Genomic DNA, 21,017 nt, shown 5'->3' on the forward strand with positions numbered 1-21,017 from the left:
ACCCGATGACGATCCGCGTGATGCTCGTCGACGACCAGGTGCTACTGCGCACCGGGTTCCGGATGGTGCTCGCCGCCCAGCCGGACATGGAGGTCGTCGCGGAGGCGGGCGACGGCGCGGAGGCCCTTGAGGCGCTGCGCGCGACGGCCGTGGACGTGGTGCTGATGGATGTGCGCATGCCCCGGCTGGACGGAGTGGAGGCGACCCGCCGGATCTGTGCGGACCCCGACGCGCCGAAGGTGCTCATCCTGACCACCTTCGACCTCGACGAGTACGCCTTCTCCGCGCTGAAGGCGGGCGCCTCCGGGTTCATGCTCAAGGACGTGCCGCCCGGCGACCTGCTGGCCGCCATCCGGGCCGTGCACAGCGGGGACGCGGTGGTCGCGCCCTCCACGACCCGGCGCCTGCTGGACCGCTTCGCGCCGATGCTGCCGGGCACCGGGAAGCAGCCCGAGCACAAGGAGCTGGAGCGGCTCACCGAGCGGGAGCGGGAGGTCATGGTGCTGGTCGCGCAGGGCCTGTCCAACGGCGAGATCGCGGCCCGGCTGGTGCTGTCCGAGGCGACGGTCAAGACGCACGTGGGCCGCATCCTGACCAAGCTGGGCCTGCGGGACCGGGTCCAGGTGGTCGTCCTGGCGTACGAGACGGGGCTGGTGCGGGCCGGGGGACACGGCTGACCCGGCGGGGGCACCCCGGGCCCCGGCCGCCCGCGGACCGGGGCGGCACGGCCTGTCCGGTCAGCCCGCGGCCTGTTCGGTCAGCCGTGCGACGAACTCCCCGACCGCGGCCCTGACGTCCTCGGCCGTCCACTGCAGGGCCTCGGCCCGCACCATCACCTCGGTGAACGACAGGCCCGGGCCCGCGGGGTCCCAGGCCTGGCCGAACAGCACGGTCCCCGTCTCCTCGGCCGTACGGACCGCGGCCTCACCGAGGACCTCCGCGTCGTACGGCAGCCACACCTGGAAGTCGTGGGTGTGCGGCACCTCCGGGTGCACGCGCGCCCACGGCAGCCCGGCCGCCGCGAAGCCCTCGCGCAGCGCGGCGGCCACCACGCGCGCGTGCCGCACGTACGCGGGCAGCCGGGGCAACTCCCGCTCCAGGCCCACCAGCGCCGACAGAGCCGCGGGGAACTGCTGGAAGACCAGCCCGCCGTACCGGTGCCGCCAGACCTTGGCCTCCTCCACCAGCACCCTGGGGCCCGCCAGCACAGCGCCCCCGTAGCCGCCGAGCGACTTGTACAGCGACACGTAGACGCTGTCCGCCAGGCCTGCGATCTCCTCCAGGGGCCGCCCGAAGTGCTCGGTGCACTCCCACAGCCGGGCCCCGTCGAGGTGCACCACCGCCTCGCGCTCCCGCGCGGCCGCCACGACCTCGGTGAGTTCCTCCCAGGACGGCAGGACGAATCCGGCGTCCCGGAGCGGGAGTTCCAGCATCAGCGCCCCGAAGGGTTCCTCCAGGTCGTGTACTTCGGCGGCGGTCGGCAGCCGGGGCTCGCTCGTCACGCGCACCGGGCGCAGGCCGCTGACCTGGCTGAAGGCGTGCCGTTCGTGCACCTCGGGGTGGCTGAGCGCGTGCAGGGCGACGACCGGGCTGCCGGTGCGGCCCGCCCAGCAGCGCAGCGCCACCTGCTGGGCCATCGTGCCCGTCGGGAAGAACGCGGCGGCCTCCATGCCCAGCAGCCCGGCGACCTTCTCCTCCAGGGCCTCGACGACGCCGTCGCCGTACAGGTCGGACCGCTCGTCCAGGTCGTATATCTCCCCGGCCTGCGACAGCAGCGCCAGGCGTTCCCGCAGCGTCCCGTGGAAGCCGAGCCGCGCCAGCACGCGCTCCGCCCTCGCGTGGGCGGCCAGCCGTCGCTCCCGCAACCCCCCGCGCCGCTCGTCCGCCTGTACGTCCTGCTGCTTCGCCGTGTCGCTGCTCATGCCCGGGATCATCCCGCGCGGGGGCGCACCCGGGCATGCGGATTTCCGTACGGCGCCGGTACGCGCGCGGAGTGGGGAAACCCACAGCCTGTGGACGACCGGACGCCCGCGGAACCGATCGCGTTAACATGACGAGAAATCGTCCGGTACCCGGAGCGGACTGGAACGGGAAGGCCGCCGTCGCGTGAACACAACCCCACAGCCAGACCCCAGGGACCGCCCCGCGCGTCTCACGGTCGGCGTCGTCGGCGCCGGACGCGTGGGACCCGCACTGGCCGCCTCCCTCCAGCTCGCCGGGCACCGCCCGGTCGCCGTGTCCGGGGTCTCCGACGCCTCCCGGCGGCGCGCCGCGGAGCTGCTCCCGGACGTGCCGCTCGTCCCGCCCGCCGAGGTGCTCCAGCGCGCCGAACTGGTGCTGCTGACCGTCCCGGACGACGCCCTGCCCGGGCTCGTCTCCGGCCTCGCCGAGACCGGCGCCGTACGGCCGGGCCAGCTGCTCGTGCACACCTCCGGCCGGTACGGCGCGAAGGTGCTCGACCCCGCCCTGCGCGCGGGCGCGCTGCCGCTGGCCCTGCACCCCGCGATGACCTTCACCGGCACGGCCGTGGACGTGCAGCGGCTGGCAGGCTGCTCGTTCGGCGTCACCGCGCCCGAGGAGCTGCGGCTGGCCGCCGAGGCCCTCGTCATCGAGATGGGCGGCGAGCCGGAGTGGATCGCCGAGGAGAACCGCCCGCTCTACCACGCGGCGCTCGCGCTCGGCGCCAACCATCTGGTCACCCTCGTCGCCCAGTCCATGGAGCTGCTGCGCACGGCCGGGGTCGAGGCCCCCGACCGGATGCTCGGCCCGCTGCTCGGCGCCGCCCTGGACAACGCCCTGCGCTCCGGCGACGCGGCCCTGACCGGCCCCGTCGCGCGCGGGGACGCCGGCACGGTCGCCGCCCACGTCGCCGAGCTGCGCCGGCACGCCCCGCAGACCGTCGCCGGCTACCTGGCGATGGCCCGCGCCACCGCCGACCGGGCGCTCGCCCACGGCCTGCTCAAGGCCGAGCTCGCCGAGGACCTCCTCGGGGTACTCGCCGACGGGACGACCGGCGTCGCTGGGACGCCCGGCAGCGGCGACGACAGCGGCGACGGCGGCCGCGACGGCGACGACAACGGCGACAGCGACGACAGTGGCCACGGCACCGAAGGAGACGCCGGATGAGCGGCGCCCCCGCCCGGCGTACGCCCGGCTGCCCGCCCACCACGAGGTGTGTGCCCCACAACGGAGAGGCCCGATGACCACCACCCTGCTGCGCACCGCCGAGGAACTGCGCGCACGCACGCGTGCGGGCCGCCGTGCCGTCGTGATGACCATGGGCGCCCTGCACGAGGGCCACGCCACCCTGATCCGCACCGCGCGCCGGATCGCCGGCCGGGACGGCGAGGTCGTCGTCACCGTCTTCGTCAACCCGCTCCAGTTCGGCAAGGGCGAGGACCTCGACCGCTACCCGCGCACCCTGGACGCCGACGTTCAGCTCGCCGGGGAGTCCGGCGCGGACGTGGTGTTCGCCCCGTCCGTGGACGAGGTCTACCCGGGCGGCGAACCCCAGGTCCGCATCAGCGCCGGACCCATGGGCGAACGCCTGGAGGGCGCCTCCCGCCCCGGGCACTTCGACGGCATGCTCACCGTCGTCGCCAAGCTGCTGCACCTCACCCGCCCCGACGTGGCCCTGTACGGCCAGAAGGACGCCCAGCAGCTCGCCCTGATCCGCCGCATGGTGCGCGACCTGAACTTCGGCGTGGAGGTCGTCGGCGTGCCGACCGTGCGCGAGGAGGACGGCCTGGCCCTGTCCAGCCGCAACCGCTACCTCTCGCACCGGGAGCGGCGCACCGCCCTCGCCCTGTCCCGGGCCCTGTTCGCGGGCCGCGACCGGCACGCCGCCCAGGAGGCGCTGCGGGCACGCGCGCGTGAGGTGCCCGCCACCCACGCGCGTGCCGAGGCCCTCAGCGCTCTCGGGGAGTCCCGCGCGGCGGCCGACGCGCACGCCGTCGCCACCGCCCTGCCGGGCGCCGCGGCCGCCGTCCGTGCCGCCGCCCAAGCGGTCCTGGACGACGCCGCCCGCCTCGACCCGCCCCTCGAACTGGACTACCTCGCCCTGGTCGACCCGTCCGACTTCACCGAGATCGGGGACGACTTCACCGGCGAGGCGGTCCTCGCCGTCGCCGCCCGGGTCGGGACGACCCGGCTGATCGACAACATCCCCCTCACCTTCGGAGCCGCCTCGTGAGCCAGCACAGGCACACCAGCACAGGCATACGACTGCACGCGCCCGCGCCCGGGTGGTCCATCTCCGCGGACGTGGTGGTCGTCGGCTCCGGCGTCGCCGGCCTCACCGCGGCGCTGCGCTGCGAGGCCGCGGGCCTGAACACCGTCGTCGTCACCAAGGCCCGCCTCGACGACGGCTCCACCCGCTGGGCCCAGGGCGGCATCGCCGCGGCCCTCGGCGAGGGGGACAGCCCCGACCAGCACCTCGACGACACCCTGGTGGCGGGCGCGGGCCTGTGCGACGAGGAGGCGGTGCGCATCCTGGTCACCGAGGGGCCCGACGCCGTACGGCGCCTCATCGAGACGGGCGCCCGGTTCGACGAGTCGTCCGAGGGCGGCCTGGAGCTCACCCGGGAGGGGGGCCACCACCGCCGCCGTATCGCGCACGCCGGCGGCGACGCGACCGGCGCCGAGATCTCCCGGGCGCTCGTCGAGGCGGTACGCGCGCGTGGCGTGCGCACCATCGAGAACGCCCTGGTCCTGGACCTGCTGTGGGACGCCGAAGGCCGCACGGCGGGCGTCACCCTGCACGTCATGGGCGAGGGCCAGCACGACGGGGTGGGCGCGGTCCACGCCCCGGCGGTGGTGCTGGCGACCGGCGGCATGGGCCAGGTCTACTCGGCGACCACCAACCCCTCGGTCTCCACCGGCGACGGCGTGGCCCTGGCGCTGCGCGCGGGCGCCGAGGTCAGCGACCTGGAGTTCGTGCAGTTCCACCCCACCGTGCTCTTCCTCGGCCCCGAGGCGGAGGGCCAGCAGCCGCTGGTCTCCGAGGCGGTCCGCGGCGAGGGCGCCCACCTGGTGGACGCCGACGGTGTGCGCTTCATGCTCGGCCGGCACGAACTGGCCGAACTCGCCCCCCGGGACATCGTCGCCAAGGGCATCATGCGCCGCATGCAGGAGCGGGACGCCGAGCACATGTACCTCGACGCCCGGCACTTCGGCGCCGAGATGTGGGAGCACCGCTTCCCGACCATCCTCGCCGCCTGCCGGGCCCACGGCATCGACCCGGTCACCGAGCCCATCCCGGTCGCCCCGGCCGCCCACTACGCCTCCGGCGGCGTGCGCACCGACTCCCACGGCCGTACGACCGTCCCCGGCCTGTACGCGTGCGGCGAGGTCGCCTGCACCGGCGTGCACGGCGCCAACCGCCTGGCCTCCAACTCCCTCCTGGAGGGCCTGGTCTACGCCGAGCGCATCGCGGCAGACATCGCGGCCAGCCGGGCCGGCGACGGCCTCCACGCGCGCGTGCCCGAACCCCTGCCCCACCGGGAGACGCCCGAGCACCCCCTGCTCAGCCCGGAGGCCCGTTTCACCATCCAGCGGATCATGAGCCGGGGCGCCGGGGTGCTGCGCTCCGCCGAGTCCCTCGCCCGGGCCGCCGACCAGCTCCAGCGGCTGCACACCGACGCCCGCGACACCCTCGCCGAGAACGGCAAGACGGCCGAGCCCGGCGTCGACACCTGGGAGGCCACCAACCTCCTGTGCGTCGCCCGCGTCCTGGTCGCCGCCGCCCAGCTGCGCGAGGAGACCCGGGGCTGCCACTGGCGCGAGGACCGCCCCGAGCGCGACGACACGGCCTGGCGCCGCCACATCGTCGTACGCCTGAACCCCGACCGCACCCTGGCCGTGCACACCACCGACACCGCGGACTTCCCCCCGACCCGGCAGCAACAGGAGCAGTGACCGACGTGACCACCCCCGACCTCCCCCTCGCCTCGTCCTCAGGCTGCGGCGACGACTGCGCCTGCGGTGCCGGCGACACCTACCTGGAGTGCGGCCTCGACCCCGCGCTCGCCCAGCTCCTGGCCGACGCCGGCCTCGACCCGGTCGAGGTCGAGGACCTCGCCAACGTGGCCGTCCAGGAGGACCTGGCCCACGGCGTCGACGTGACCACCGTCGCCACGATCCCCGAGGACGCCGTCGCCACCGCCGACTTCACGGCACGCGAGGCGGGCGTGGTGGCGGGCCTCAGGGTCGCCGAGGCCGTCCTGTCCGTCGTCTGCGAGGACGAACTGGCCGTCGAGCGGCACGTCGAGGACGGCGACCGCGTCGAGGCCGGCCAGAAGCTCCTCACGGTCACCACCCGCACCCGCGACCTGCTCACCGCCGAACGCAGCGCCCTGAACATCCTGTGCCGCCTGTCGGGCATCGCCACGGCCACGCGCGCCTGGGCGGACGTCCTGGAGGGCACCAAGGCCAAGGTCCGCGACACCCGCAAGACCACCCCGGGCCTGCGCTCGCTGGAGAAGTACGCGGTCCGCTGCGGCGGCGGCGTGAACCACCGCATGTCCCTCTCGGACGCCGCCCTGGTCAAGGACAACCACGTGGTCGCCGCAGGCGGCGTCGCCCAGGCCTTCCAGGCCGTCCGGGACCGCTTCCCCGGCGTGCCCATCGAGGTCGAGGTCGACACCCTGGACCAGCTGCGCGAGGTGGTGGACGCCGGCGCCGACCTGATCCTGCTGGACAACTTCACCCCGGCCCAGTGCGCCGAGGCCGTCAAGGCCGTCGACGGCCGGGCCAGGCTGGAGGCCTCCGGCCGCCTCACCCTGGACAACGCCAAGGCGTACGCCGACACCGGCGTCGACTACCTCGCGGTCGGCGCCCTCACCCACTCCTCGCCGATCCTGGACATCGGCCTGGATCTGCGACCGGCGCCGGCGCAGTAGGGAGGAGGCACGGGCCATGCTGCTGACCATCGACGTAGGCAACACGCACACCGTCCTCGGCCTCTTCGACGGCGAGGACATCGTCGAGCACTGGCGCATCTCCACGGACGCGCGCCGCACGGCCGACGAACTCGCGGTCCTCCTCCAGGGCCTGATGGGCATGCACCCCCTGCTGGGCGACGACCTGGGCGACGGCATCGACGGCATCGCCATCTGCGCGACCGTCCCCTCGGTCCTGCACGAGCTGCGCGAGGTGACCCGCCGCTACTACGGCGACGTGCCCGCGGTCCTCGTCGAACCGGGCGTGAAGACGGGCGTGCCGATCCTCTTCGACAACCCCAAGGAGGTCGGCGCCGACCGCATCATCAACGCGGTCGCGGCCAACGAGCTGTACGGCGGCCCGGCGATCGTCGTGGACTTCGGCACGGCGACGACGTTCGACGCGGTCAGCGCGCGCGGGGAGTACGTCGGCGGGGTCATCGCGCCCGGCATCGAGATCTCCGTCGAGGCGCTCGGCGTCAAGGCCGCGCAGCTGCGGAAGATCGAGGTGGCCCGGCCGCGCAGCGTCATCGGCAAGAACACGGTCGAGGCCATGCAGGCCGGCATCATCTACGGCTTCGCCGGCCAGGTCGACGGGGTCGTCAGCCGCATGGCCCGGGAACTGGCCGACGACCCGGACGACGTCACCGTGATCGCCACGGGCGGACTGGCGCCGATGGTGCTGGGCGAGTCGTCGGTCATCGACGAACACGAGCCGTGGCTGACCCTGATCGGCCTGCGGCTGGTGTACGAGCGGAACGTGTCCCGCATGTGAGGGGCTCCGGTTGACCGCTCGCCCGCGGACGCACACCGGGGCGGGCGGGCCGGCCTGACCGGGCCGGCGCTCGCACCGCCCACCTGGGTGGTACCTCACGCCACACCAGCCCCATGCGCGGAATTTGTCTGATTAGCGCGTATCGTCGCGGCATGCCCACGCCCTACGGATCCCGCGGCGGCATGGCGTTCGGCGCGGAGGAGCTGCGTGTGCTCCGCCGCGCGCTCGCCCTCGCCCTCCACCCCAGCCCCGCCTCGGCCACCGACGTCCAGGACTGCCTCCGCCTCGCCGAGTCGCTCGACGAGGCGATGCGCGAGGGTGCCCGCCTGCGTGCCTTTCTCGTGGCGGACCTCGGCCGGTACCGCGCCGCCCTGCCCGGTACCGCCGCCGGCTACCTCACGCTCCTGGAAGAGGCGCTGGGCGCCGGCTACCGCCCGGACTCCGGCGATCTCGCCGCCCTGCGCGCGCTGCGCGGCAACCCCACCGCCGCCGCCCTGCTGGAGCGCTGCCGGCCCCTCGCCGAGCAGGACGGCCGCACCTGCCCCGACGCACCGCGCCCCGCCGCCCGCCCCGGCGCACGGCACCCGGCCGCCCGCCCCGCCGTGCCCCGCCCCGCCGGCGTCCGCGCCGGCGGTGCCCGCGCCACGCCGTCGTCGCTCGCGCCCGTCCCCGCCTCCCGCACCCGCCTCCTGGCCCTCCCGGGAGGCCTGGGCGCCGAGAGCCCCCAGCGCCAGGACCCCCAGGAGAAACCCGCGGACAAGCCGGCCCCGGCCGCTCCCCGGCCGTCGCCTTCCCCCGCCCCGGGCGCCCCGAAGCCCACCCGCCCGATCCCGACCCCGGGCGAGGTCTTCCCCCGCCGCAAACCGACCCCACCCCCCGCGAACCCCCAGCAACTGGCCGCGGGCTGAGCCTGGCTACCCTGGACGCATGGACTACGTCTCCGCGCTCCTGCCCCCGGTCGTCATGGCCGTCTTCTTCATCGGTGTCATCCGTGTGATCGTGAAGACCCAGGGCGGCGCCAACAAGGCCAAGGAGGACGCGGCCGTCGACGCCGCCCTCGCGCGTGCGGAGGGCGCCCGCCAGGCCTCTCCCCGGACGGGGACCGACGCCTGACCCTCCCGGTCCACGGCGCCGGCACGCGCGTACGGCTCGCCCTGGTGCACCCCGCACCCGCGAGCCGTGCGCCCTTTTTGTGCCCGTTTGCAGGGTAAGCCGCCCGTCCGTCACGCGATTGACGGCTTCTCCCACTATTGTTCTGAGGTGTGCCTCGCCCATTGGGAGAACTCGAAGACGCGGTCATGACGCGGGTGTGGAAGTGGAACCGCCCGGTGACCGTTCGAGAAGTCCTGGAAGATCTTCAGAAGGAGCGGTCGATCGCCTACACCACGGTGATGACCGTTTTGGACAATCTCCATCAGAAGGGCTGGGTACGCCGCGAGGCGGAAGGCCGGGCCTATCGATATGAAGCGGTCTCCACACGCGCCGCCTACGCCGCCGCGCTGATGAACGACGCCTGGTCCCAGAGCGACAACCCCGCTGCCGCTCTCGTCGCCTTCTTCGGCATGATGAGCGAGGAACAGCGGCGGGCTCTGCACGATGCCGTACGCATCGTCCAAGGCCCGGAAGCGCCGGCGGAACCCGCCGGTCCACAACCGTCCCGGCCCGAAGGCGCCGAACGCGAAGCATCCGCACCGGCCGAACGCGGGGAACCGGCCGAACCCCGCGAGCAGAACCCCGGCGCGGCACAGGGCGGCGCCGGGCGATAGCGTCCGCTCATGTCCGCGAAGAGCCCCGAAGCCACCACAAAAGCCATCACCGTCCGACGGGCCCGCACCAGCGATGTCCCGGCCGTGCGCCGCCTCCTCGACGCCTACGTCCGCGACGGCATCCTGCTCGACAAAGCGACGGTCACGCTTTACGAGGACATCCAGGAGTTCTGGGTCGCGGAACGGGACGACAACGCCGAGGTCGTCGGCTGCGGCGCACTGCACGTGATGTGGGAAGACCTCGCGGAAGTCCGCACCCTCGCCGTGAAGCCGGGCCTGAAGGGCGCCGGGGTCGGCCATCAGCTGCTGGAGAAGTTGCTGCAGACCGCCCGCTGGCTCGGCGTTCGCCGCGTTTTCTGCCTGACCTTCGAAGTGGAGTTCTTCGGCAAGCACGGCTTCGTGGAGATCGGCGAGACGCCCGTCGACACCGATGTCTACGCGGAGCTGCTGCGTTCCTATGACGAGGGCGTCGCGGAGTTCCTCGGTCTCGAACGGGTGAAACCGAACACCTTGGGCAACAGCCGGATGCTTCTGCATCTGTGATCGCCGGGCGCCGTCAAGGCCCGCCCGGCGCGCTTGGTCGTATTCCGTCCCGTGCCCCATGCCGGGTGCCCTATGTCCGAAACGCGCACGTTTCCGGGCCGGGGCGGGCCCACCGGTCTTGGCCGGGGGTTTGTGTTTTTCCGGCAAAAGCGGTTTGCTTTCCGACGTACTGCAGTACTGCATATAACAGGGGACGGCGATACGGCGGACGCCGGCAGACCCCGGCCCTCAAGTTATCGATGAAAGGAAATCCGGTGGCACAGAAGGTTCAGGTCCTTCTTGTCGACGACCTCGACGGCGGCGAGGCGGACGAGACCGTGACGTTCGCGTTGGACGGCAAGACGTACGAGATCGACCTCACCACCGCCAACGCGGACAAGCTCCGCAGCCTTCTCGAGCCTTACGTGAAGAATGGCCGCCGCACCGGAGGCCGTGCTTCGGGTGGACGCGGAAAGGCGCGTTCCTCTTCCGGCGGCAGCCAGGACACCGCGGCCATCCGCGCATGGGCGAAGGAGAACGGCTACGAGGTCAACGACCGAGGCCGTGTTCCCGCGTCCATTCGTGAGGCCTACGAGAAGGCCAACGGCTGAGCGTCGGCCGCGCCGTCACCCCACGCGGCGCACGGGCCTTCGCGCGGCACTACGGACGCGAGGCCCGCGAGCGGGCGGGCGGCGGGGCGCACGCGCGCCGCAGCCGGATTCGGTGGCACTGTGTCGCCACCGTGTCCACCAGCCGTACGAGATCGGGGGCGGCCCCACCGCCCCCGACGGCCGACAGCGCCGGCAGCGAGGCCTCGGTCTCGCATCCCGGCTTCGGGGGCCGCAGCCACACGCCGGCCCCCCGCGCACCGCGGTGGTCCAGGGGAAGCGGCCACCGCGGGCACCGGCCGGGCATGGGCGGCGCGGGCGCGTCCAGGAGGCCGCCGGCGCCCATCGCCACCAGATCGAGCGTCAGCGTCCCCCACTCCAGCCATTCCAGCAGCCCCGGCAGCTCCTCCGCGCTGCCCGCGGCCACCAGCAGCCGCATCCGGTCGCCCCGCACGGCCACCGGCGAGCCGGGCCCCAGGCGCCGCAGCGCCGCGTACCCCGCCTCGGCCGGCACCTCCAGCACATCGAACCGCACCCCCACGACGAGGCGTACGGGGCAGCCCGGCGCCGTCGGCCAGCCCAGCTCCTCCTCGTACCACCGCCGAGCCGGGTCGGCCGCACGGCCGGCCGCTCCCACCGGCCCGTCGCCGGACCCGCCGTACTGCCCCCTGCCGGGCTGCCGGGACGCCGGGACGCCGGCCGGCCGGTGAGCCGACCGGCCCCCGTCGCCGGCCCGGCCGGGCGGCTGGTGGTGCTGCCCGTCGCTCGTCCAATCGCCCGGTCCGCCGTCCGATCCGCTGCCCGGCCCGTCGCTCTGCCGCGGCCGGGGTGCCCGGCCGTCATCCCGGCCGTCATCCGGCCGGCGGCCCGGCTGCCCGGGCCGGTGCGGCGACGGCGGTGGGTCGCCCGGATCAAGGGGGCGGCGGGGAAGGGGCACCGTGGTGCTCGCCGGAACAGGGGCGCCAGCCATGCCAGGAGCAACCGCCGGCAGCGCGGACGAGTTACGGTGAGTGCTCGCGCGAACGCACACCGTTGCGGAAACCGGGGCGTGTGGGGGTGCGCGGCGGCGCAAGGTTGTTCGCCCGTAGCGGAGCCGACAGGGGCGCTCGGCATGGACTGTCGGTCCCTACGGGTAAGACATCCCTAGTGGGAGGGGGCGACACGCAGGGCGGGCCGTCTCGCGTTCGCCATCGGCGTACTGGCGAGAGGGGTATCTGCCTGGCCTGCGGGAACATCGTCTCGCACCATCGGGTTGGAGCAGATGTCGGCGTTCGGGGTCAGGAGGCCATCGACGGTGTCGGCAGTTGGAATGAGCGGTCCCCGCTCGCGGGACTAAGCTGCGGAAGGACAGGGAGGGGAAGTTCCCCCCACTGCCTGACCGCTCTGAGGAGCGATTAACGATGTTCGAGAGGTTCACCGACCGCGCGCGGCGGGTTGTCGTCCTGGCTCAGGAAGAAGCCCGGATGCTCAACCACAACTACATCGGCACCGAGCACATCCTCCTGGGCCTGATCCACGAGGGTGAGGGTGTCGCCGCCAAGGCCCTTGAGAGCCTCGGGATTTCGCTCGAGGCGGTCCGCCAGCAGGTGGAGGAGATCATCGGCCAGGGCCAGCAGGCGCCGTCCGGCCACATCCCCTTCACTCCCCGTGCCAAGAAGGTCCTGGAGCTGTCCCTGCGCGAGGCGCTCCAGCTCGGCCACAACTACATCGGCACGGAGCACATCCTGCTCGGCCTGATCCGCGAGGGCGAGGGCGTCGCCGCCCAGGTCCTGGTCAAGCTGGGCGCAGATCTCAACCGGGTGCGGCAGCAGGTCATCCAGCTGCTCTCCGGTTACTCCGGGGGCAAGGAGGCCGCCACCGCCGGCGGTCCCGCCGAGGGCACGCCCTCCACGTCCCTGGTCCTCGACCAGTTCGGCCGGAACCTCACCCAGGCCGCTCGTGAGTCCAAGCTCGACCCGGTCATCGGGCGCGAGAAGGAGATCGAGCGGGTCATGCAGGTGCTCTCCCGCCGTACGAAGAACAACCCCGTGCTGATCGGTGAGCCCGGCGTCGGCAAGACCGCCGTCGTGGAGGGCCTCGCCCAGGCCATCGTCAAGGGCGAGGTGCCCGAGACGCTGAAGGACAAGCACCTCTACACGCTCGACCTCGGTGCCCTGGTCGCCGGCTCCCGCTACCGCGGTGACTTCGAGGAGCGCCTGAAGAAGGTGCTCAAGGAGATCCGCACCCGCGGCGACATCATCCTGTTCATCGACGAGCTGCACACGCTGGTCGGTGCGGGTGCCGCCGAGGGCGCCATCGACGCGGCGAGCATCCTCAAGCCGATGCTGGCCCGCGGTGAGCTCCAGACCATCGGTGCGACCACGCTGGACGAGTACCGTAAGCACCTGGAGAAGGACGCGGCCCTGGAGCGCCGCTTCCAGCCCATCCAGGTCGCCGAGCCGTCCCTGCCGCACACGATCGAGATCCTCAAGGGTCTGCGCGACCGGTACGAGGCGCACCACCGCGTCTCCATCACGGACGAGGCGCTGGTCCAGGCCGCCACCCTGGCCGACCGGTACATCTCGGACCGCTTCCTGCCGGACAAGGCGATCGACCTGATCGACGAGGCCGGCTCCCGGATGCGCATCCGCCGGATGACCGCGCCGCCGGACCTGCGCGAGTTCGACGAGAAGATCGCCGCCGTCCGCCGGGACAAGGAGTCCGCGATCGACTCGCAGGACTTCGAGAAGGCCGCCTCCCTGCGCGACAAGGAGAAGCAGCTCCTGGCCGCCAAGGCCAAGCGGGAGAAGGAGTGGAAGGCCGGCGACATGGACGTCGTCGCCGAGGTCGACGGCGAGCTGATCGCCGAGGTCCTCGCCACGGCCACCGGCATCCCGGTCTTCAAGCTGACCGAGGAGGAGTCCAGCCGCCTGCTCCGCATGGAGGAGGAGCTGCACAAGCGGGTCATCGGCCAGGACGACGCCGTCAAGGCGCTGTCGAAGGCGATCCGCCGTACGCGTGCGGGGCTCAAGGACCCGAAGCGTCCGGGTGGCTCGTTCATCTTCGCCGGCCCGTCCGGTGTCGGTAAGACGGAGCTGTCCAAGGCGCTCGCCGAGTTCCTCTTCGGCGACGAGGACGCGCTGATCTCCCTCGACATGTCGGAGTTCAGCGAGAAGCACACGGTCTCGCGCCTGTTCGGTTCGCCCCCCGGCTACGTGGGCTACGAAGAGGGCGGCCAGCTGACCGAGAAGGTCCGCCGCAAGCCGTTCTCCGTCGTCCTCTTCGACGAGGTCGAGAAGGCCCACCCGGACATCTTCAACTCGCTGCTGCAGATCCTGGAGGACGGTCGCCTGACCGACTCCCAGGGCCGGGTCGTGGACTTCAAGAACACGGTCATCATCATGACGACCAACCTCGGCACCCGGGACATCTCCAAGGGCTTCAACCTGGGCTTCGCCGCCCAGGGCGACACGAAGACCAACTACGAGCGCATGAAGAACAAGGTGTCGGACGAGCTCAAGCAGCACTTCCGGCCCGAGTTCCTCAACCGCGTCGACGACGTGGTCGTCTTCCCGCAGCTCACGCAGAACGACATCCTCCGGATCGTCGACCTGATGATCAGCAAGGTGGACGAGCGCCTGAAGGACCGGGACATGGGCATCGAGCTCTCCCAGTCCGCCAAGGAACTGCTCGCGAAGAAGGGTTACGACCCCGTGCTCGGTGCGCGCCCGCTGCGCCGCACCATCCAGCGCGAGATCGAGGACTCCCTCTCCGAGAAGATCCTCTTCGGCGAGCTGCGCCCCGGCCACATCGTGGTCGTGGACACCGAGGGCGAGGGTGAGACCAAGAAGTTCACCTTCCGCGGTGAGGAGAAGTCGGCCCTGCCCGACGTCCCGCCGATCGAGCAGGCGGCCGGCGGTGCCGGTCCGAACCTGAGCAAGGAGTAGGCGGCACGGCCCTCAGGGGCCTGCGCGCAGAAGGGGCCGGTGCCCGGGGCACCGGCCCCTTCCGCATGCCCGGACGCGGGCCTACGACAGCTGCCCGCCGTAGTCCGGCAGCTTGAACGCCTTCTCGGCGTGGCCGCCGGAGAGGTCGGTGGCGCTGTTGCCGATGTTCGCGATGATCGTGTAGCCCTTCGACTCGATGTCGACGCGCTGGGCCGTCTTGTACTCGGCGACGTTCTTGAAGAGGTCCAGGAAGCCGCGCACGTAGAGGCCGGAGACCTGGTAGCCGGCCTGCTTGAGGTTGTAGTCGGTGGGCGCGGCGATGATGCCCGGGCGGGCGGTGACGAAGAACACGGCGACGCCGTGCTCCTGGGCGTAGCGCGCGGCCTGGAGCACCGGCTTGTTGGCGGGCTGCGGGTAGCTGAAGCCGAAGTCGGTCTCCAGGGCGGTGTTGTCGATGTCGAGGACGACCGCCTGCTTCTCCCCGGGCTTGGGGACGGCGATCCGCTGCTTGAGGTACGGCAGCGCCTGGTCCATCACCGCCTGGCAGTCCTTCTGCCAGGTCGCGTAGTCCACGGCCGCGGCTGCGGCCGCCCGGGAGGTGCCCGCCTCGGCAGAGGTGCTCGTGATGCCCGGGGAGGCGGTGAGGGGTGTCGTGGCGTCGGCCGGGGCGGCCATCGCCAGGAGGGCGGCCGCCGAGGCGGCGGTCACCGAGGCGCGGCACAACCAGGGTCGTCTGCTGGCCATGTGTGAGGGTCCCTTCACGTCCGTAACGCTGGCCGATGTGTCGTGTGCATGCTCGTCAGCGAGGGTGGCGCGAGAGGAACCGTAGGGTTACCGAACGGTAGGTGGATAGGGGCGTGCGCCACATTTCCGGGTCGGCCGATCCAGCCGTCCGGTGACATGCCGCACAGGACGTGCGTCACTTACTAGACGGAATAGGGGCAAAGCCCGGACAGAAACTCCGGTGATGGCCCGAATGCCGGTGAATTGCCGGACTACGTACTAACTGCTGTCGTAGATCACCATTTTGGGCGTTTTGCGGGCTTCGGGTTACCAAGGGATGGCCCATTCGGCGCGGCCTGATCGCGCCGGGTGGTTTTCTCTGTCCCTCGTCCCCATGAGGTTTCGATGTCCCAGCGCGTCACGCCCCGCTCTTCCCGTACGTCCCGGCTCCGTATCCGCGCGTCCGTCCTGGCCGCAGGCCTGGGAGTCTCGGTCGCACTGGGGGCCGGGGTCGCGAACGCCGCCGACACCACGGCCGCGTCCGGTGTCGCCAGTGCCGTACAGGCGCAGGCCGCCGCCCAGGCCAAGGCCGCGCAGGCCAAGGCCGCCGCCGCGAAGAAGGCCGCGGAGGCGAAGAAGGCCGCGGAGGCGAAGGCCAAGAAGGCGGCCGCCGCGAAGAAGGCCGCCGCGAAGAAGGCCGCGCCCTCCTGGATCGACCCGGTGAAGAAGTACCGGCTCTCCGCGAGCTTCGCCCAAGCCGGCGGCATGTGGCAGTCCACCCACAGCGGGCAGGACTTCGCCGTGCCGAGCGGTACCCCGGTCCTGGCCGTGCACGGCGGCACCGTGGTCAAGGCCGGCGGCAACGGCGCCGGCGACGGCCCCGCGTACGGCAACGCCATAGTCATCAAGCACGGCAACGGGACCTACTCCCAGTACGCCCACCTGTCCCGGATCGACGTGCGGATCGGCCAGGTCGTCAAGACCGGCCAGAAGATCGCCCTGTCCGGCAACACCGGCAACTCCAGCGGTCCGCACCTGCACTTCGAGATCCGTACGACCCCGAACTACGGCTCGGCCATCGACCCGGTGGCGTTCCTGCGCGCCAAGGGCGTGAAGGTCTGACAGACCCTAGGCGCGCCTGGCGCCCAGATGGGCCTGGGTGACCAGGTCCGTGGCGACCTCGAGGACGGCCTTGCGCTTCTCCTCGGGGTCGGCCTCGACGTCCTGCAGGACGAACATCCCGGCGTGCATCGTGAACAGCGCGCTGATGCAGCGGACCTGGTCGACCAGGTCGGCGTCCGGGTCGACGAGGATGTCCCGCAGGCCGAGCATGCGGTTCTTGAACGTTTCGCCGATGCGCAGTTCCCGTACGGTGGCCTGGTTCTCCTGCATGAAGCGGAAGAGCGGGGCCGCGTCCAGCAGGGCCTCGCTGTAGCGGCGGACGATCTCCTGCTTGGTCTCCAGGGTGTGCGGCTGGCTCCTGCCCCACTCGATGAGCTCCTCGATGGGACGTGACAGGTCCTCGAAGATGCTGACCAGGATCTCTTCCTTGGTCTTGAAGTGGTAGTACAGCGCCGCCTTCGTGACCTCCAGGCGCTCGGCGATCTCGCGCAGGGAGGTCTTCTCGTAGCCCTGCTCGGCGAAGAGTTCGAGCGCCACGTCCTGGATGCGCTGGCGGGTGTTCCCGCGGCGCCGCTGCCTGGTGCCGTCCATGGTGCCGCCCATCCTCCTACGTCCCGCGCTTTCCGGAAAACTTACTTGACGCCCGGCTAGTTACGCGTCTACCTTCCGAGTGTAATGACTAGCCGGGCGGCAAGTAAGTAGCAGTCGTGGGGGAGTAGGAGCGATGGCCGACACAGCGACGGTCCCGACGGACCCGGGAACACAGGAAGCGGGCAGGCAGCCCAAGAGCGTGCGGGTCGTCCTGCTCGCACTGATGATCGCGATGATGCTCGCGATGCTCGACAACATGATCATCGGTACGGCGATGCCGACGATCGTGGGCGAGCTGGGCGGTCTGGAGCACCTGTCCTGGGTCGTGACCGCCTACACCCTGGCCACCGCGGCCGCCACCCCGGTCTGGGGCAAGCTCGGTGACATGTACGGCCGCAAGAGCACGTTCATGACGTCGATCGTGCTCTTCCTGATCGGCTCCGCGCTCAGCGGCATGGCCCAGGACATGGGCCAGCTCATCGCTTTCCGCGCCGTGCAGGGCCTGGGCGCCGGCGGTCTGATGGTCGGCGTCATGGCGATCATCGGCGACCTGATCCCGCCCCGGGAGCGCGGCAAGTACCAGGGCATGATGGCCGGTGTCATGGCGCTGGCGATGATCGGCGGGCCGCTGGTCGGCGGCACCATCACCGACAACTGGGGCTGGCGCTGGGCGTTCTACATCAACCTGCCGCTCGGCGCGGTCGCGCTGGCCGCCGTCGGCGCCGTGCTGCACCTGCCGAAGAAGCGCTCCCAGGCCGGCATCGACTACCTCGGCGTGATCCTGCTGACCATCGGCATCACCGCGATCGTGCTGGTCACCACCTGGGGCGGCACCGAGTACGCCTGGACCTCCGCGCGGATCATGGAGCTGATCGGCATCGGTGTCGCGGCGCTCGTCGGGTTCGTGTTCTGGCAGACCCGGGCCGCCGAGCCGGTCGTGCCGCTGCACATCTTCCGCAGCCGCAACTTCACGCTGATGTCCCTCATCGGCTTCATCACCGGCTTCGTGATGTTCGGCGCGACCCTGTTCCTGCCGCTGTACCAGCAGGCCGTGCAGGGCGCCTCCGCGACCAACTCCGGACTGCTGCTGCTGCCGATGCTCGGCGCGATGCTCGTCACCTCGATGGTCGCCGGCCGGGTGACCACGAGCACCGGCAAGTACAAGGTCTTCCCGATCGTGGGCAGCGTGCTGATGGTCGTCGGGCTGTACCTGCTGTCGACGATGGACACCGGCACCTCCCGGTTCACCTCGGGCGTGTTCATGGCCGTGGTCGGCTTCGGCATGGGCTGCCTGATGCAGATCACCATGCTGGTGGCGCAGAACAGCGTGGAGATGAAGGACATGGGCGTGGCCTCCTCCTCCACCACCCTCTTCCGTACGCTCGGCTCCTCCTTCGGCGTCGCGATCATGGGCGCGCTGTTCAACCACCGGGTCCAGGACGTGATGGCCGAGCGGGCCGGCGCACTGGGTTCCAAGGTGACCGAGCGGTCCGCGCAGCTGGACGCGAAGAGCCTGGAGAAGCTGCCGGTCCTGGCCCGGGAGGCGTACCAGCACGCGGTGTCCTCCGGGACGCACGCGGCGTTCCTGCTGGGTGCCGTGGTGGCGGTCATAGCGCTGGTCGCGGCGGTCTTCGTCAAGGAGGTGCCGCTGAAGGGCGCCGGACCGAAGGCCGCGCAGGGCGAGGCGGACAAGGCGCAGCCGCCCGTCGTCGAGGCCGTCTGATCCGACGGCACACCCACAAGGCCCCCGCGGTGTCTCTTCGCCCCGGGGGCCTTCGCCTGTGCATGTCCCGGCGCGCGGCGCGGGGTCGTCCGGCCGAATGAGCGGCCGTACGGCGGAGGCAGACTGCCGCTTGCGGAAACGGCGGCGGGCCGGCTGACCGGCGCAGCGACGAACCGGGCTTGCCCGAGGCCTTCGCCCGGCCCGGAGCCTGCGCTACTGCGGCAGCATCGGGTAGCTGCCGGTGTTCGTCGGTGCGTGTTCCGGCAGCCACAGCACGGCGACCGCGCCCTCGGCCGGTACGTGCTCCGGCGCGCCCGGGGGGCGGACGTTGCGGAAGGTCAGCCGGGCGCCCAGCACCCGGGCCTGCCCGGCCGCGATGGTCAGGCCGAGCCCGTGGCCGTGGCCGGCCCGGTCCTTGCTGCCGGTGCGGAACCGGCTCGGCCCCTCGGCCAGCAGGTCCTCGGGGAAGCCCGGGCCGTGGTCGCGGACCCGGATGACCCGGCCCTCGACGGTGACCTCGATGGGCGGCTTGCCGTGCCGGGCGGCGTTGGCCAGCAGGTTGAACAGCACGCGCTCCAGGCGGCGCGGGTCGGTCGTCACCTCCGACTCGTGCACCACCCGCACCTCGACGTCCGGGTCCTTGGCCGCCACCCGCCGGGTGACGAACTCGCCGAGCATGATGTCCTGCAGCTCGGCCCGCTCCGAGGCGCCGTCCAGGCGGGCCACCTCCAGCACGTCCTCCACCAGGGTGCGCATGGCTTTGGCCCGGTCCAGCACCAGCTCGGTGGGGCGGCCGGGCGGCAGCAGCTCCGCGGCGGTCAGCAGTCCGGTCACCGGGGTGCGCAGCTCGTGCGCGATGTCGGCGGTGACCCGGCGCTCGGCCTCCAGCCGCTGCTGGAGCGCGTCCGCCATGGCGTCCACCGCGCTGGCCAGGTCGTCGGTCTCGTCCCGCACGACCCCGCCGATGGCGTCCCGCACCCGTACGTCCGTCTCGCCCGTGGCGACCCGGTTGGCGGCGGCCGCCGCCTTGCGCAGCCGCCGCGAGAGGTGCCCGCCGATGAGCACGCCGAGCGCGCTGCCGCCGAGCACCACCGCGATGGAGCCGATCCACAGGGCCTGGTCGAGGTCCTTGAGGATGTCCGAGCTGCGGTCGGTGAACCCGGAGTGCAGGGACATCACATGGCCGTTCTTCAACGGCACCGCGGCCCATATGTCCGGCGCCTCCCCCGGCCGGTCGGCCACGTACGTCGCCCGCCGGCCCGCCTCGACCTTCTCGCGCAGCGGTGCCGGCAGCTCCGGGTCGTCGATCTTGGTGTTGGGGAAGTTCAGCCGCCCGGACAGCTCGAAGTTGCGCTGCGCGATCATGATCCGCTCGTCGGCGAGGTCACGGGCGTTGTCCAGCATCGACACCCGCGCCGCGTTGTGCACGACCAGGCTCAGCACGATCGCCACCAGGGCACCGACCATCGCGATGGCCGCGCTGAGCTTCCACCTGAGGCCCGTACGGATGCCCGCGCGCTCCAGCACCCTGGCGACCAGGCGCCCGCATCTCCCCCTCATGGCGCGCTCAGGCCTTCAGCTTGTAGCCGAAGCCGCGGACCGTCTCGATGCGGTCCTGGCCGATCTTCTGCCGCAGCCGCTGCACGTGCACGTCGACGACGCGGGTGTCCCCGCCCCAGCCGTAGTCCCACACGCGCTCCAGCAGCTTGTCCCGGGAGAGCACCGTGCCCGGCGCGGAGGAGAACTCCAGCAGCAGCCGCATCTCGGTCGGCGTCAGCGCCACCGGCCGCCCGGCCCGGCGCACCTCCATGCCCTCGGTGTCCACCTCCAGGTCACCGAAGGTCAGCACCCCGCCGTTCGCCGCCGACGCGGGCTCCCCGCCCTGGCCGCCGCCGGCGTGCCCGAAGCGGCGCAGCACCGCCCGGATCCGGGCGACCAGCACGGCCCCGTCGAACGGCTTGGTCACGTAGTCGTCGGCGCCGGCCTCCAGGCCCAGCACCACGTCGATGGAGTCGGCGCGCGCCGACAGCATGATCACGGGGACGGTCGACTCGTCCCGGATCCGCCGGCACAGGCTCACTCCGTCCAGCCCCGGCACCATCACGTCCAGCAGCGCGATGTCGGGGCGGTCCGCCCGGAACGCCTCCAGGCCCGACAGTCCGTCGGGCATGGCGGTGACCACGAAGCCGTCCCGCTCCAGGGCGAGCTGGGTGGCCTCGCGGATGACGTCGTCGTCCTCGACGAACAGGACGTGGGTCTGGTCTGCCATCCCGGTGCTCTCAGTTCTCGTGTGATCTACGGGTGTGCGGTGGGTACACCAAGC

Annotated in this window: 20 protein-coding genes; 14 read left to right on the forward strand and 6 right to left on the reverse strand. The window is 72.1% G+C overall.

Features of this window, described 5'->3' with window-relative positions; translation table 11 throughout:
* The first annotated feature begins 5 nt into the window (after positions 1-5).
* Positions 6-677 (forward strand): response regulator transcription factor, encoded by a 672-nt coding sequence (locus tag AB0K80_RS12155; RefSeq protein ID WP_365668481.1) that lies wholly within the window; start codon positions 6-8, stop codon positions 675-677.
* A 60-nt stretch (positions 678-737) separates the two neighbouring features.
* On the opposite strand, the gene AB0K80_RS12160 is transcribed toward AB0K80_RS12155, so the two are convergent.
* Positions 738-1,922: a beta-eliminating lyase-related protein gene (locus AB0K80_RS12160; RefSeq protein ID WP_365668483.1), complete on the reverse strand. Its 1,185-nt coding sequence runs from the start codon at positions 1,920-1,922 to the stop codon at positions 738-740.
* A gap of 184 nt (positions 1,923-2,106) precedes the next feature.
* Here AB0K80_RS12160 and AB0K80_RS12165 point away from each other — a divergent pair, with 184 nt between their 5' ends.
* The 10 genes from AB0K80_RS12165 to AB0K80_RS12210 all read left to right on the forward strand — a co-directional run bounded on the left by AB0K80_RS12165 (position 2,107) and on the right by AB0K80_RS12210 (position 10,612).
* Positions 2,107-3,126, forward strand: a complete 1,020-nt coding sequence (locus tag AB0K80_RS12165) for a DUF2520 domain-containing protein (RefSeq protein WP_365668485.1) — start codon at positions 2,107-2,109, stop codon at positions 3,124-3,126.
* A gap of 73 nt (positions 3,127-3,199) precedes the next feature.
* Positions 3,200-4,192 carry a pantoate--beta-alanine ligase gene (panC, locus tag AB0K80_RS12170; RefSeq protein WP_365668487.1) on the forward strand — a complete coding sequence of 331 codons (993 nt, stop codon included), beginning with the start codon at positions 3,200-3,202 and terminating at the stop codon, positions 4,190-4,192.
* Positions 4,189-5,916: an L-aspartate oxidase gene (locus AB0K80_RS12175; RefSeq protein ID WP_365668489.1), complete on the forward strand. Its 1,728-nt coding sequence runs from the start codon at positions 4,189-4,191 to the stop codon at positions 5,914-5,916. Before panC ends, AB0K80_RS12175 begins: the two co-directional genes overlap by 4 nt.
* 5 nt (positions 5,917-5,921) lie before the next feature.
* A complete protein-coding gene (nadC, locus tag AB0K80_RS12180) occupies positions 5,922-6,899 on the forward strand; it encodes a carboxylating nicotinate-nucleotide diphosphorylase (RefSeq protein ID WP_365668589.1) in 978 nt (325 codons plus the stop codon).
* A 16-nt stretch (positions 6,900-6,915) separates the two neighbouring features.
* Positions 6,916-7,713: a type III pantothenate kinase gene (locus AB0K80_RS12185; protein WP_365668491.1), complete on the forward strand. Its 798-nt coding sequence runs from the start codon at positions 6,916-6,918 to the stop codon at positions 7,711-7,713.
* Positions 7,714-7,895: 182 nt separating this feature from the next.
* Complete coding sequence (locus AB0K80_RS12190) at positions 7,896-8,621, forward strand: hypothetical protein (protein WP_365668590.1); 726 nt, start codon at positions 7,896-7,898, stop codon at positions 8,619-8,621.
* A 19-nt stretch (positions 8,622-8,640) separates the two neighbouring features.
* Positions 8,641-8,826 carry a hypothetical protein gene (locus AB0K80_RS12195; protein WP_365668493.1) on the forward strand — a complete coding sequence of 62 codons (186 nt, stop codon included), beginning with the start codon at positions 8,641-8,643 and terminating at the stop codon, positions 8,824-8,826.
* Positions 8,827-8,987: 161 nt separating this feature from the next.
* Complete coding sequence (locus tag AB0K80_RS12200) at positions 8,988-9,479, forward strand: BlaI/MecI/CopY family transcriptional regulator (protein WP_365668495.1); 492 nt, start codon at positions 8,988-8,990, stop codon at positions 9,477-9,479.
* A 9-nt stretch (positions 9,480-9,488) separates the two neighbouring features.
* A complete protein-coding gene (locus AB0K80_RS12205) occupies positions 9,489-10,022 on the forward strand; it encodes an amino-acid N-acetyltransferase (RefSeq protein WP_365668497.1) in 534 nt (177 codons plus the stop codon).
* Between the two features lie 254 nt (positions 10,023-10,276).
* Complete coding sequence (locus AB0K80_RS12210) at positions 10,277-10,612, forward strand: Lsr2 family protein (protein WP_365668499.1); 336 nt, start codon at positions 10,277-10,279, stop codon at positions 10,610-10,612.
* Between the two features lie 49 nt (positions 10,613-10,661).
* Here the strand turns inward: AB0K80_RS12210 and AB0K80_RS12215 are convergent, their stop codons facing one another.
* Entirely contained in the window at positions 10,662-11,246 is a 585-nt protein-coding gene (locus AB0K80_RS12215) for an SCO3374 family protein (RefSeq protein WP_365668501.1), read from the reverse strand.
* Positions 11,247-12,009: 763 nt separating this feature from the next.
* On the opposite strand from AB0K80_RS12215, the gene AB0K80_RS12220 reads away from it, so the two are divergent.
* The gene (locus tag AB0K80_RS12220; RefSeq protein WP_365668503.1) at positions 12,010-14,535 is read left to right on the forward strand and encodes an ATP-dependent Clp protease ATP-binding subunit; all 2,526 of its coding nucleotides are present in this window, start codon (positions 12,010-12,012) and stop codon (positions 14,533-14,535) included.
* An 81-nt stretch (positions 14,536-14,616) separates the two neighbouring features.
* Here AB0K80_RS12220 and AB0K80_RS12225 read toward each other — a convergent pair whose 3' ends face one another.
* Positions 14,617-15,279 carry an HAD family acid phosphatase gene (locus AB0K80_RS12225; RefSeq protein ID WP_365668504.1) on the reverse strand — a complete coding sequence of 221 codons (663 nt, stop codon included), beginning with the start codon at positions 15,277-15,279 and terminating at the stop codon, positions 14,617-14,619.
* Positions 15,280-15,663: 384 nt separating this feature from the next.
* Between AB0K80_RS12225 and AB0K80_RS12230 the strand changes: the two genes are divergently transcribed.
* Positions 15,664-16,380 carry a M23 family metallopeptidase gene (locus AB0K80_RS12230; RefSeq protein ID WP_365668506.1) on the forward strand — a complete coding sequence of 239 codons (717 nt, stop codon included), beginning with the start codon at positions 15,664-15,666 and terminating at the stop codon, positions 16,378-16,380.
* A gap of 6 nt (positions 16,381-16,386) precedes the next feature.
* On the opposite strand, the gene AB0K80_RS12235 is transcribed toward AB0K80_RS12230, so the two are convergent.
* Positions 16,387-16,983, reverse strand: a complete 597-nt coding sequence (locus AB0K80_RS12235) for a helix-turn-helix domain-containing protein (protein ID WP_365668508.1) — start codon at positions 16,981-16,983, stop codon at positions 16,387-16,389.
* A gap of 121 nt (positions 16,984-17,104) precedes the next feature.
* Here AB0K80_RS12235 and AB0K80_RS12240 point away from each other — a divergent pair, with 121 nt between their 5' ends.
* Positions 17,105-18,694, forward strand: a complete 1,590-nt coding sequence (locus AB0K80_RS12240) for an MDR family MFS transporter (RefSeq protein ID WP_365668510.1) — start codon at positions 17,105-17,107, stop codon at positions 18,692-18,694.
* A 213-nt stretch (positions 18,695-18,907) separates the two neighbouring features.
* Here AB0K80_RS12240 and cseC read toward each other — a convergent pair whose 3' ends face one another.
* Positions 18,908-20,254, reverse strand: a complete 1,347-nt coding sequence (gene cseC / locus AB0K80_RS12245; RefSeq protein WP_365668511.1) for a two-component system sensor histidine kinase CseC — start codon at positions 20,252-20,254, stop codon at positions 18,908-18,910.
* Between the two features lie 7 nt (positions 20,255-20,261).
* A complete protein-coding gene (gene cseB, locus AB0K80_RS12250; protein ID WP_365668513.1) occupies positions 20,262-20,963 on the reverse strand; it encodes a two-component system response regulator CseB in 702 nt (233 codons plus the stop codon).
* Positions 20,964-21,017: the final 54 nt, after the last annotated feature.

Origin of the sequence: Streptomyces sp. NPDC052682, assembly GCF_040678435.1 — a bacterium.
GTDB lineage: Bacteria > Actinomycetota > Actinomycetes > Streptomycetales > Streptomycetaceae > Streptomyces.